The organism is Candidatus Eisenbacteria bacterium (genome assembly GCA_018831195.1).
GTDB lineage: Bacteria > Eisenbacteria > RBG-16-71-46 > CAIMUX01 > JAHJDP01 > JAHJDP01.
This window is the reverse complement of sequence record JAHJDP010000078.1, coordinates 19,467-31,815: the sequence shown is the minus strand read 5'-3', so window position 1 is coordinate 31,815 and position 12,349 is coordinate 19,467. Positions and strand designations below refer to the sequence as shown.

The 12,349-nt window shown below is 52.1% G+C and carries 11 protein-coding genes; 5 read left to right on the top strand and 6 right to left on the bottom strand.

What is annotated here, in order from left to right; translation table 11 throughout:
* Positions 1–404: 404 nt before the first annotated feature.
* The gene (locus tag KJ970_13735; protein MBU2691976.1) at positions 405–1,424 is read left to right on the top strand and encodes a hypothetical protein; all 1,020 of its coding nucleotides are present in this window, start codon (positions 405–407) and stop codon (positions 1,422–1,424) included.
* Between the two features lie 69 nt (positions 1,425–1,493).
* Positions 1,494–2,102 carry a hypothetical protein gene (locus KJ970_13730; GenBank protein ID MBU2691975.1) on the top strand — a complete coding sequence of 203 codons (609 nt, stop codon included), beginning with the start codon at positions 1,494–1,496 and terminating at the stop codon, positions 2,100–2,102.
* Positions 2,103–2,201: 99 nt separating this feature from the next.
* Here KJ970_13730 and KJ970_13725 read toward each other — a convergent pair whose 3' ends face one another.
* The 3 genes from KJ970_13725 to KJ970_13715 form a co-directional block, all read right to left on the bottom strand.
* Positions 2,202–2,348 (bottom strand): hypothetical protein, encoded by a 147-nt coding sequence (locus KJ970_13725; GenBank protein MBU2691974.1) that lies wholly within the window; start codon positions 2,346–2,348, stop codon positions 2,202–2,204.
* 154 nt (positions 2,349–2,502) lie between these two features.
* Positions 2,503–3,093, bottom strand: coding sequence for a C-GCAxxG-C-C family protein (locus KJ970_13720; GenBank protein MBU2691973.1), 591 nt, complete (start codon positions 3,091–3,093; stop codon positions 2,503–2,505).
* A 394-nt stretch (positions 3,094–3,487) separates the two neighbouring features.
* Positions 3,488–3,649, bottom strand: coding sequence for a hypothetical protein (locus KJ970_13715; protein MBU2691972.1), 162 nt, complete (start codon positions 3,647–3,649; stop codon positions 3,488–3,490).
* Positions 3,650–3,889: 240 nt separating this feature from the next.
* Here KJ970_13715 and KJ970_13710 point away from each other — a divergent pair, with 240 nt between their 5' ends.
* Positions 3,890–5,809, top strand: coding sequence for a hypothetical protein (locus KJ970_13710; GenBank protein MBU2691971.1), 1,920 nt, complete (start codon positions 3,890–3,892; stop codon positions 5,807–5,809).
* On the opposite strand, the gene KJ970_13705 is transcribed toward KJ970_13710, so the two are convergent.
* Positions 5,726–6,211, bottom strand: coding sequence for a hypothetical protein (locus KJ970_13705; protein ID MBU2691970.1), 486 nt, complete (start codon positions 6,209–6,211; stop codon positions 5,726–5,728). The genes KJ970_13710 and KJ970_13705 overlap by 84 nt on opposite strands.
* Before the next feature lie 306 nt (positions 6,212–6,517).
* On the opposite strand from KJ970_13705, the gene KJ970_13700 reads away from it, so the two are divergent.
* Complete coding sequence (locus KJ970_13700; GenBank protein ID MBU2691969.1) at positions 6,518–7,903, top strand: T9SS type A sorting domain-containing protein; 1,386 nt, start codon at positions 6,518–6,520, stop codon at positions 7,901–7,903.
* Positions 7,904–8,014: 111 nt separating this feature from the next.
* Here KJ970_13700 and KJ970_13695 read toward each other — a convergent pair whose 3' ends face one another.
* Together KJ970_13695 and KJ970_13690 are read right to left on the bottom strand one after the other, a co-directional pair.
* Entirely contained in the window at positions 8,015–10,249 is a 2,235-nt protein-coding gene (locus KJ970_13695; GenBank protein MBU2691968.1) for a hypothetical protein, read from the bottom strand.
* A 1,392-nt stretch (positions 10,250–11,641) separates the two neighbouring features.
* The gene (locus KJ970_13690; protein MBU2691967.1) at positions 11,642–11,788 is read right to left on the bottom strand and encodes a hypothetical protein; all 147 of its coding nucleotides are present in this window, start codon (positions 11,786–11,788) and stop codon (positions 11,642–11,644) included.
* Between KJ970_13690 and KJ970_13685 the strand changes: the two genes are divergently transcribed.
* The gene (locus KJ970_13685) at positions 11,787–12,293 is read left to right on the top strand and encodes a DJ-1/PfpI family protein (GenBank protein MBU2691966.1); all 507 of its coding nucleotides are present in this window, start codon (positions 11,787–11,789) and stop codon (positions 12,291–12,293) included. The genes KJ970_13690 and KJ970_13685 overlap by 2 nt on opposite strands.
* Positions 12,294–12,349: the final 56 nt, after the last annotated feature.

The following is a 12,349-nucleotide window of genomic DNA, read 5'->3' as shown; positions in this document are numbered from 1 at the left end:
GCAGCGCCGCCCATGATCGATTCCAACCACAACGCGACCATTCCTCATCCCGTTTTTCCACCCACCCGGTGGGGCTAGAACAGTCGGCTCCGGCCGCCTCCATAGGGAGTTCACCCGATGAATGCCGTTGCACCTCTTTCCAGGGTCTCGCCGAATTCTGACCTGACCGGGATTTCCGGCTGGGTTCGGGGGCGGATCAGGTAAGGCTCCAAAAAGTGCTATCCGGCGCCTTCGAGATCGGTTATCATCCTTTTGTCTGCTACTGGGGTGGTGGATTAGAGTTCTAGGGGCGTTGAAATTTCTTTCTATTGGCCCGAGGCGGGCATGCAATGCGGGTACCTATCCCCGCATTGCGGGGACGGATCAAGGCCCTCTATCGCTGGGGGCTGCAAAGGGAGGTCGCCATGATGCTGACCACGTCACGTCACCCAAGGGTGCTCGTTGCAGCGACCCATTGGGCAACCTGTGCCGGCCTGCTTGCTCTCCTTACTATTACGTGCTTCGCGGATACGGCTCCCGAATCCGCTTTCCTGGCGCATGTGCAATCGGTATCGCAGTGGCCATGTTACACGCCGATCACCAACTGTGACCAGATCGTCCGCTCGACGAGCGCGGACGGGGAGCTCGAGTTCCTGCTCTTCTTCATGCGGGGTGCATACAGTTGGCCGGGCGAGACGTTGTGCATCCGCTCGCTCCGATCCGAGATCACCTGGCCGGATACCTGGCAGTTCGTCGATTTCGAGACCTGTGGCGACGCCGACGGTGGGCTTGATCTCAATGGCGACACCCATGCGCTCTACCTGACCTGGGACTACCCCTATCCGATCAGCGCAGAGCCCGGGGGTGTCATCCCCGTTGCCCGGTTGGTGATGAACGTGGCCGGACCGGGCTGGCTCGACCTCGTGGGTTGGCACGGCGATGTCGAACTCCAGCACGATTGCCATGGCACAATCTTTGTCACCTATTCAATACAGGTAGACGCCGAGGCAGGGATCGAGTGCGGGCACGTCTCCCCGCATTGCGGATACAGGGAGAGCGGTTGCATCGCCATCTTCGAGGTCCCGGAGCTTCTTCTGAACGCCTCGCCCGGTGCCGCCGCCGACGGCACGGTCGATTTTTGGGCGGAGGGAATGGGCGATCCGGACATCTACTGTCCCCAGGACGTCAGCAGTCACGCTGCATGGTGCACAGCGTGGATCGATTCCGAGTACGTGCCCGGGGAGGCTCATCTGCACGTCACAGCGGATGCGGCCGGGTTGGAGCCGGGGTTTTACGAGACGGAGATCGAGCTCTCCAACACGTACTGGGGTGTCGCACGCTGTCTGCCGGTTCGGTTCACCATTGAGGACGCGTCCGCAAGCGTCGATCAGAACCCACCGGCGACCCCGGTGACCTGGGGATGGATCAAGACGCTCTATCGCTAGCTGGCAGGAGACGAAAGCTCGATGAGATCCACGCCCTTGCTTTTCGCATACGGAGTGGCTTCCCTCGCGATGGTCGCGCTCGCGCTCGCGCCCGGCGCCGGTGCTGACAACCGGCCAGGCACCGAGCGGTCCCCCCGGAATCCAATTGGCGAAGCGTTCCCACTGGTATTCGATTCCGAGTCGATCTGGCTCGACGTGGTGGGCGATAGCCTCGAGGTGCGGGGGACCTTCACACTTCTCTGCCGCACCCCGATCGAGGAGTCGATCCCCCTCTTCTTCCCGCTTCCCGTCGACTCCTTGCTGGGCGGCGCCCGCATGGTTTCGCTCGCCTTCCGTGACGACGCCGGCGCGGCCGTGCCTACCCACTGGGAGGAGCTGCCGAACGCGCCCGGCGTGCGCTGGTGGGTACCTCCCTGCTGGGGTGACTCGATCGTGGCCGAAGTGGTCTATCGGCAGCAGATCAAGACCGAGTACGCCCGCTACATCCTGACCACGGCGCGCTTGTGGGGCCGTCCGCTGCGATGGGCCGGCTTCGAGATCCGGCTGCCTCCCGGCGCCGAGCCGCTCGAGTTCAGCTATCCCTTCGAGCGTCGGAGCGAGGGAGGCGAGGTCTACTACGCCTACGAGGTGCGAGACTTCTTCCCCGATCGAGATATCGTCGTTCGCTGGCGACGGTGAGGCCGCGGCTCAACCCGGGGGAGGACCGGGAGCCGATTCAAAAGCAGGGCATAGTCGCCCTGGTCACTGAATCCGAAGAAAGCGCAGCCGAGCGGTGGTCTACGCGACGAGACGATAATCGTGCTGAACGCCACCGAGGAAGATAAAGTGGGTTAGCGCCTCCTCCCGAAGCGTTTTGTTAAAGTGCTCGATGTGTTGTGATGCGTTCAGCTCGCCGAAGGGAATGGGTATTGCTTTGATGCTCATGACTTCGTCCAACCATCGGTCAAGGTGGCAGCGATGGCTGCGTCTTCTGTCACCCTGCTCCGTGGCGGGTTTAACGATGATGAGAGGGCGGTATTTTCCAGCGCCAAGGTCTCACGTGACATCAGCGTGGCGCCTTTCTCTTACATTAAACTCTTTAACCGTTAAGCATCTCATCGAGAATATTCGCCGCGCTTTCAACATATTTGGGGCAATTTGCAAAAGCACCGTTCTTCATAGCAACCGCGCTCTTCTCTTGTGAGCTTATATCGCATCCGATAAGATCCTTGCATATTATAGAAGAGTGCTGCTCCTCGAATCTGGTCACAAATTCCCTAACTTTTTCCATGGTTTCGAACCCGGCCTGCATATCGTGAATGTTGTCTTTGTTCGTCGTTTTGAGTCCAATCGCCAATATCGCTCCACTAACCGCACCGCAAATGTGGCCTAATCCACCTATCCCTCCCGCCATACCCCGTCCCAGCCCGGCAACGGTATCCATCTCCAATCCTAGCTCGGTGACAAAGGCTCCCAACACACCTGAGCAGCAGCTGCCATATTCCTGCATAAGAGAATTTGCTTTTTCACCTCTGTTCATTTTTGTAACTCCTTCCGGGCTAGGTGTCGGTTCGCTTCTCGCAGAGGACACGCACAAAGGCAGAAACGGAACTGCAAGGGGTTGGATGTCATGATCCTGAGAAAATCCCTTCGGCCTTTTATCATTGTATTCCCATTTCTGAATCCTCACGCAACATAAACACCTCGAGAAAATTCGAAAAGTATGACGTCCTGGATCAGCTGTGGGCCCGACTGGCGCGGCAAGTCGGCCACCCCTCTGAGGGTCTTTAGGAGAGCAAAGCTCTTGATCGATCCTGCCCACCGCGGCGAGCCCCTAATCCTGGAGGAACACTGCCGCCTGGCCGCTTTTCCTTGAGGCACCGATCCTGCATTTGCAAAGGCCCATGGATGTCGGCTCGACGACAGCCGCCAGCGGGCAAACTTCGTCTGATGGATCACGATTATCCCGCGTCAATTGCCGCCGCCGCGATCGTCGGATCCACCGATGGGGTTTCTGCTGGAGGGCTTAATATTTAAGGAAGACCGCCCTGGGGCAGCTTGGGCGTGAGGGGCGATGAAATTTCCTATTGACTCGAGGTCGCATTCACGGTGACTTGAATCGTTGAATAATCGCCGGGAACTTGAATCAATGTGGCGGTCACGGCCTTGAAATGTATAAAGGAAATCAATAGAACGAGATAGAGAAGGTACCTTTCTTCACTGCGAATCCTTCCCGCCGGTTGCAAACAATCAATGACACCACATGGAAATCAGCATGTTGCAGATTAAAACCGCTTCGAATCCGTATGCCGGAAGAAAAATAAAATAGGAAGGGGATTGGAATTGATTTTTGATGATTTCACCGGGAGCTTGGTGCACGCACTCTTGCAAAAGTGGCCCGTCATTGGTATCCTCCCATCGAACAAAGACCCTCGATTCATCTGGAAAAATCAAGACCACGGTGAGCTATCCGGGAGGACCATCATATGAGTTCCCGTTTCAAACATTCCATTCTTGCTGGACCGGTCGCATGCCTCGGTTTCTTCATATTCGTGATGATGACCTTCCCAGCGCTCAATCCCGCACTCCAAGCTGCTGATCCGATGCTGAGCGACACCCCGTTCAAATCCGATTCCTCGAGAATCTATGCCGTCTATCCCCCGCACGCCGTTGAACATGACGCGGGCGATCTGGATCTGCAAATCACCAATATGGATCGAATCGGCAACCCCTGGCTCGATGAGCCCTCGGCCTATTGGCGTTATGGAGATTATCTCTACGGCGCGGAGCTTTGGATTGGGGCGATCGCGTCAGACAATCTGTCTTATACTTCAACCTCAATGGAGTTGAGGCCCACCATCGATGTGCGTGACAGGATGTACTATTCACATGAAGGAATGACAGGGGGAAACCGGATCGGTTTCTCCTCACAACCCGACGACGATAACGACGGATTGACTGATGAAGATCCCCTTAATGGGTGGGATGATGATGGTGATGGAAGGATCGATGAGGATTACAGCGCTGTCTCGGTACAAATGTACAGCTGCGAATTCACCGATTATACACCCGAGGCCTTAGAGCAACATCCCGACCACCGGCCCCTCAATGTCAAGGTCAGCCAACGAAGTTTTGGCTGGTCGATGGCAGGATATGACGATTTTGTGGGGGTCGAGTACGAGATCCTCAATGATGGGTTTGAGACGCTCCGCGAAATCTATCTTGGGATCTATGCGGATTGTGATATCGGGCCAAGGGATAATCCCGAATATTTCGCCGATGACGGGGGTTCTGTCATGGTCATTGATACCTTTTTCGTCGATTCCTCACTGGATGCTTGCGACACCACCTATGTTCCGATTGAGATGGCGTACATGTATGACATTCCGGACGACGGCGTTTCAGCGACAGGTGGAGATCAAGAAGGATTTTTTGGTGTGCTGTTCTTGGGGCACTCCACCGATCCGATGGATGAGTGGGCGCCTCAGGAAGCCCGGCTTTATACCTGTCGATTCTTCAGTACGAGTCTACCCTACCCGGAAGGGCTCCCCAGGAATGATTTTGAGCGCTATGACGCCTTGCAGCAGGGAGGGATCCCCATCCGACCAACTATTCATCCGGATGATTATTCCTTCCTGATTTCTGTGGGCCCGTTTACGGAACTTTCACCCGGGGAATCAATAATCTTCCAGGTCGCCCTTGTCGCCGGCCATGGGTATTACGACACGGATGAGAACGAACCCGATCCGAGCCTCGACAGCGGGGGTTTACCGAATGAGGAGAGCCTGTTGAACAATGCCCTGGCCGCCCGCGAGATCTTCGAAGGGCGCTGGCGGGATGTCGATGGCCTCAGCGACACCGGTGTGGACGGCAAGGAGACCTGCATCAGCCCGCCGCCCGGAGTGAGCTACCATTGGAACGATCCATGTGATCCCGAGCACTCCATTTGGTTCGAAGACAACAGCTGCGATGAAGCCGGATCTTGGGTCGACAATGACTGTAATCCCTGCACACCAAATGACGATCATGAAGGTTGCGATCAGGGAGGATGTGAGATCCAGGTTCACTGGTATCACCCCCTGACGATCGCCTCCGTGAATGCTACCCCTACGGCTGCAGGTCTTACCGATATCCTACGGATATCCCCCATCCGGAATCCGGCAATCCCACCATTGCCGATTGAGTTTGTTCTATCGGAGCAACACCGTTGTGAACTCGGCATTTATGATGTCATGGGCCGCCGGGTGCGTCACCTCGCATCGGGTGACAGGTCAGAGGGATTGTATCAACTGCGATGGGACGGAAAGGATCACCTGGGCACATCAGCGGCGCCCGGAATCTATTTTCTCAGGGCGAGCGATGGGGATCAGATCTTGACTCGGCAGTTCGTTCTTCTGCAACCCTGATTTCCAACTAGCGGCGGGATGGCTTATACAATGGAGCCATCCCGCCGCTTGAATCACGCCCGTCGGCTCGATAGATGATAATGAGACCCGGCTCCCCGCTCGCAAGATCCGGCAAGCGCAATGAGACCTCACTAGGGCGGGCTGCGGGGATACCAGCAGCCGTGTCGCAGGGAAAAATGAATCGGCATCAGGTACGGAAGAGGGGGGCAAGGTATTGAGAAAGACCATCGCCGGTTGCCGCGCCGTGGCGACAGCGAGGTTGAGGTAGCCGTCGTAGTTCATATCCATCACGGCGATCGCCGTGGCGCTGGAGGAGGCGTAATAGGTCCAGTCGGCGGTTGTCGAGAGAACGCCATCAATATTCAAGTAAACACGTGCGTGCCTGGAGGTGGATCCGGTCACCTCTGTAGCGAGCCCACCCGATTAACGCCGAGGTACCTCTTTCCAGTGTCTCGCTGGATTCTGGCCTGAACGGGATTTCCGGTTGGGATAGGTGGGGGCAGCCTGGGCGTAAAGGGCGATGGGATTTCTTATTGGCGACCCATGCGATCGAAAGCGGACCGCTGGAAGTCGTTTTGATGAAAGGGATTGAAAAGTAATCTGAAATCCAAAGGCTCACTTGTTTCTGGCCATTTGTGGTGAATCCCGCTATACTATAGCCACTGCAAACAACGAACGTCCGAACTGAGAATTCACGGGGGCTGAGGAATGAAGGCTTTCAACCCGGCGTCTGGACTCATTGTTACACTCATCTCTTTAACAATTCTTGGCGGGCTTGCGCTATCTCCGCAGAGTATCATTGCCGGCCCTTGGGTCGAGCTGACCACGCCGCCCGGGCTGCAACGATGGATCTGTTATGCCGGTAATACTTATCTTTTTGTTGCGGGCGATGAAGGGCTTTACCGCACACCACTCAGCTCGCCGGGTATCTGGGAGTCAATTGGATTGGCCGGAATGGACCTCTATTGCATGGTGGCGGGAGGAGAGGATGATTCGTTCATTATGGCCGGATCGAGAGGCGCCGACTTGATGAATCGAACTACCGACGGGGGCGAAAGCTGGATAACAACCTCCGGAAGTTCCGAAATAAGAACGGTGATGCTTGCCTGGAATGGCGAACTGCCGGGCCGGGTCTATTCCTATCACTGGGAGAGTTCTTCATATGGCTCCCAGCACCTCGTCTGTGTCAACACTGATTTTGGAGCTCAATGGGATTGTACCTGGTCTCACTGGAATCCCGCCGGCGAACCGTATCCGTGCTGGGTTGACTATCTTGCCGCTCCTTCGGATGGCTCAAATAATGCCTACTTAGGCGTGACCTGCAATGGGTGTCTTGGTGAACAGGAAATGGGTTCAAGGAAATCGACGGATGGGGGGGCGACGTGGTTCAATCTTCCAGGCTACTTGGTACAGATGATCGATCAAGTGAGTGCTACGACCTCGTCAATCGATCCGCAAAGGCTCTTTGTGGCCATTTATGATCAGATACACAAGTGGCAAGGAGATCAATATTTCGGGGTCGAATCCTGCGGTATTTCGACCAGTTCGGTCATTTCACCCCGCTGGGCGGGTGGTGATCTCTTTGTCGGCGGGTACATAGATACTGGATTGCCGGCGGTTCGATGGTCTCAAACGGATGGGCAGCTTTGGACCGACATCAGCGATGGTCTCCCCGACGAAGAAATGAACTATTGGGACGATCCTAATCTCGCCGCTGCTTGGGATCACCAACTCCTTTTCTTCATGAATCCCGATATCGGTCTCTGGAAGCGAACCTGGGCGGCGTCAGATGTCGAAACTCCGGCTGATCAATCGCAGCCTCTCGTCTATCTGACCCAACCCTGGCCGAACCCAACCTCAGGTCGCGCATATTTCCGCGTTGAAGGAAGCGCTACTGGCGTCAGAGAAATCTATATCGCCGATTTGTTGGGCCGCCGGATAAAACGGTATGCGGTAGGTGAGGATCTCATCTACCGTGGATTCCAGTGGGACGGCCGTCTCGAGAATGGCCGTTCTGCGCCTGCCGGGATCTATTTCATTAGGGTTCTTACGAACCACGGTCCGCTAACGAAGTCGCTGACTTTGGTTCGCTAGTTTTGAACGACCTGTCAATACGAGCGCCAGCACCCCAACTCTGAAGAGGTATATTAATCCGCTATGACCGAACTTTCGGTCTACTTGAATGGCTGCTAATCCAATTTAATTTTAGTTAGATAAACCAATAGATACTCTAGCATCATCGTTGCTGCACCTAGGTGGGGCTGTATATTCAAATCCCCCTCCTCCATCGGGGTTACAACCTGATCTCCATTCTAATGATATGTGATTGCAAGTTTCTTGACCACTAATGTTGAATTGCCTATTTCCCTGGTTACTTACAAAATATTCAACATCCGTCATTGTGAGTGTCCATTGGGAGATATACCAAAGCTGATCGCCTGGCACAGATTTAATAATTAACTCTACTGAACTTGCAATATTAGTCTGGCCATTTTGAGTTATAATATTCTCATTATCTCTCAGTGTAAAAGTAATGGAACCGGAATGAGTTCTAAGAAGAGGATTGGTTGGGTCATCCATGTACTCCCAGGATCCCGAATATGTGTTTCCATTTTTAACAAGTTTTATTGGATTTGGGTAATCGGTTACAGTATGATTTTCCCAATGGTAATTTGGACTTGTGGGTTGGCTATTACCACAAATATGTTCCAATCCCATTTCCAATTTATATGCGAAACCCACCTGAGCATATTCCAATATTTCAAGACTTTCTTCCTTAACCTCCATCCTGACAGTAATATCTATAGTAGATGGCGAATATTCAGGAATTTTAACTAAATTGCCATTGACCACCATAACGAGTAAGTGTTTGTTTTGGGCCTTTAAATCCTTCAGGTCTGATACAACGCAACTTCTACTTCCTTCTGCGACTACATTAAAAGGACTGTTCGGTTCTGGGTATTGAAATACCGTTATATGACACAATTCCTGATCAATACTAATCTCTAAAGAAGTATCATCTTTGAAATTTGGATTATCCAACTTAACAGAGTAAATATTTCCAGAAAGCTCTCTAGAATTTGCACTAAATGTTTTCAGGGTATCTGCATCGGATGCAATTTCGAACGCACCTTCAGCAAACATTTTTATAACGGGTAAGCCAACGTCAGGGTATAGTTGTCCATGGGCATACTGCTGCAAGAATAGATTGTAATCAATAAATAGCATTTCATTTATACATTGGTTAATAGCATCAACTACATGTTTTCCCGCAAATAGCTTGTCATAAATATTTACTAATACGTTCTGGCCATATACATTAGCAATATATTTGATAAAAGCTGACATTCCATAGCCATGCTGTTCTGCATCTGCTTCAGATCCTGCTTGTAAGCCAGTAAAAGGGGATTCTGCGTTAAAAGAGCTTCTCGTTTCTGACATATATTGAGGGTTTGTAACCAATTCCTCAGACCAAACAGCGCATGCTTCGTTAAACCAATGATGAGGTGGTGCAAATGTTGCCCGACTCAAGAAGTTTCTATTATCGTACAAATAATGAATCAAATGAAAGTATTCATGAATAGCAGTAGTCTTCATTGCAGTTTGGTCGCTTAGATACGTGCTATTGAATTGTAAAGTAGAGCTATTTAAACCCCAGCGGGAAGGAACATGATATCCATAAGCATCTAGAATCTCGATATGGACTTGTACCGGCCAAGTGGTTCTCCTGGCACAACTAAAACCAATTCCTTGAAGCTTTGTATAAGCATCTTCAAGATACTGTCCCAAAGTTGTAATATTTGTAGCGTCATCTCTGTTGGGACTATAAACAATATTAAAATGGTTGCCGCTTGTAGTATGATTTATGCGGTCATGAATTGCATAAATTTTAGTCCTAGAGGTATTATATATAGCATCAAGCGAAGTGCCTTTGGATAGATCTGTAGTTATTGCCGGTATTTGACTAATGAGTGAGTCGCCAGCCACTACAGCTTCGAAGTAAATATTGTTAGCAAAAATGCTATCTAGGCTGGGTATATATGTTTCTTCTTGAAGAATTAAATAAGCTTGTTCATTTGTAATACCGTTGTGCCTGATACGTACGTCTATTGGTGTGGAATATTGATCCGGTAATCCCTCTATGCTGTATACTTTTGTTGCAATATCATCCATACTGACATCGGCATCAGAGGATGAATATATTATTATCTCAACCGTTTGTGAAAATGCACCGGCGGGGATGGTAAGAGTCAGTTCATCTGCATTGATTATACCCCCATCAGTGCCTACTGTAGTGCTATTTATTATTGTGTCATTATCTGTCTCATTATTAGTATCATCGACCTCGTCAACTAAACCACAACTAGAGAAAAGTAATATGAATGTGGAAATGAGTACAAATGGTTTTATAAAACGATGGGTAATGGCTTTAATCATCATGGTATACTCCAAGTATGTTGACGGGATTCCCAATAATATTATGCAAATATTATGCCAATGTGCTAATCAAGCTCGGCAACATGATCAGCTCATCTGCTCTTGGTGATCGCCGCAATGATGTCGAAGCTTGCGTAGATCTCGTTCGCTCGTTTATCAACAAGAACGGCCGCTTGTTCTATCTGGCGTGGATCGACGGCCAGAACTAGTCCTTAAACGAGAAGTGAATTGCAACAATGTTCGTTCTGATGTCCCTTGCCGCATTGCTGAAAACCAGGGGATGACTGTGCGTCGCGGCTGTCAAACTGACCGACTTATTGGTCTGAAACAAGGCAATGAAGTCAAGAATCACAGTTGGCAGAATTACCTGGGAAAACCAAATGGTCGGTAGAGTCATAATCCGAAATTATGAGCTCTTCATTCAGGTCCACCCTTAGGGGCGTGGCGGTCAACGTTTGCCCCGCTGAATATGTTGGATATCGCGTTCCTTGTCGGTCCAAAGATCGGCATGATTTGCGTGAATCTTGAAGGAATTGGCGAATTCGGCGAAAAGATCAGATTCCGGAGCTAATGGGAAATGTTAAATGGATAACAATGGGACGCTTTCCCGAATAATCTTGGGCAAGAGAACGCCCACGGTCCTAATGCCCTCGTCCTCCGCGAAAACCTCGTAACTCCTTGTTGGCGGACAACTCCCTTGTTTACCCCCCCCCTGATCTGGGCGAATGCAATTGGAGTTACGCCGTAACCGGCACGCGAGTTCGGAGAGGGTCTCACCCGGGGTCCAAGTGCGACACGTGCGTTAAACCCCATCTTGACTACCCAAATCGCTTGAATGCGGCCTTCTCTGCCAAGGATTCGCACGCCTGAGTCTCCCGCGGTGTTCTACACCCACACGCGTGGTTCCCATGGTAGGGCTCGCCTTCCTCACCGGTACCGAGGTGTGGGAGAGGTCTGCCCGGAGAGATGACCTGATCCCCTTGGATTGGTCCAGGTTTGGAGTTTTACTCTAAGCCTGATAACAGAGGGGCATATCCGGGCCACATATTGGTAGAAACTCCATCATTTGCAATCATTACCAGTTTTTAGACACGAAGGATTTCCGAACTGCATGCTCTTTCCAGAGTGATTGTGTAATAACTCTCCGAAAGGGAAGACTCACAAGGAGTGCTTTCCGGCACCTACGAGAGCGGTTATCATCCTCTTAGTTGCTGCTGGGGGGCGGGTCCAGGCGTGAGGGGTGTTGAATTTTCTTGTCAGCTCAAGGGCCGACCATGGAAGCCGCGAAGTCGAAGGGTACAATCGAAAAGGATTTCCCCCGCCTCAAAGACCGGATGCTGAAAATGCGGGAACTGAGCCTTCACGAAAACAGCATCAAAGCGATCTGGGAAGGGCTCACCGGAAAATGAGAGAGCCGAAGGGAGGAGCTTTGAAAAAATCACAGACGCTGCCGCTTTGGGCATCGATCATCGGATTCGGCGTATTTCTTCTAACCGGACCCAAGCCGGCCGCCTCGGCCGAGAAACCGCCGACGCGTTCCATGAACGTCCTTGTCCTCCTGGGCGAATGGTTCGGGGACGCGTACTTTCCCCTCAAAGAGGAGATCCAAAGCCGGGGCTGGACGATGAAGCGGGTCGGCCTCGACGGCGAATACCGCGGCTGTTACAACATGAAAAGGGACGTCGTCCTCCGCAGCGACATCGTCATCCAGGACAAGATGGACTTGACCGGATTCGACTGCTTAATCATTCCGAGCGGCCCACAGTTCAGAAAATTCAGGGAAAACCCGGCGGTCCTTAAATTCGTGAAAGATGCCCACGACGCCGGACTGCTCGTAGCCTCGTTTTGCGTTGGAAACTACACGGTCAGGGACGCCGGATTGATCGATCTGCCGGACGGACCGGATCTGTTTCCCGAAAAAGTAACCCTGGTCAAGGAGGGGATCCTCATTGGTCCCCGCGGCGGCGGCCCTCCCCCCGGCGATGGTTTCGCGAGCGCCCCGATCAAGGAGATCTGCGACGCCATCGTCCGGGAAATCGAGAAGTAAAAGGCCTTCGTTTAGTATTCGGATCGCCTTCTTAACCGAAGGATAAAGGGCTGGAT